Raw genomic sequence first — 455 nt, forward strand, 5'->3', positions numbered from 1 at the left:
CACGATGGATTCTACAACCGTGCCCTTGCTCTTGCCCTTATGCATCTCACCACTGTCGCGGTAATCGAGCATGAAGTTGATGGCGGCCTTTTCCAGGGTCTCAGGTGCGATGACGTCATCCTGCCAGTCCATGGGAGCCTCACCGCTCTTGTCAAGAGCGACGTTCGCCCAACCGCTGACGAGCTGTTCGTCTTCGCGAGCCTTATGGACGTCGAAACCGACGCTCAGGTAGACGCTTTCATCTACAGGAACCTCCTCTGTCACAGACATAGAGCTATACTGCTCAATGTGCTGGCAGGAGCCGTCTTCTCTGTAGACGCTTATGTGCTGGGAGCGACTAACGCGCTCATCAATAACTGCAATAGCCATTTGTAGCCTCCTTATGTGTAGTTCAGGTCGTTCTGCTCAAGCAGCTTTTCGTTGGAGTCATCAGGATCATCTGCGTGGCCATCAGG

Annotated in this window: 1 protein-coding gene; it reads right to left on the minus strand. The window is 53.6% G+C overall.

The window, feature by feature from the left end; all coding sequences use genetic code 11:
- Positions 1-369 (minus strand): XkdF-like putative serine protease domain-containing protein (locus J4G38_RS28400; RefSeq protein WP_226164202.1); only part of this gene is annotated, 369 nt, incomplete at its 3' end.
- Positions 370-455 lie beyond the last annotated feature (86 nt).

Source organism: Hymenobacter terricola (genome assembly GCF_017921975.2).
Classification (GTDB): domain Bacteria; phylum Bacteroidota; class Bacteroidia; order Cytophagales; family Hymenobacteraceae; genus Hymenobacter; species Hymenobacter terricola.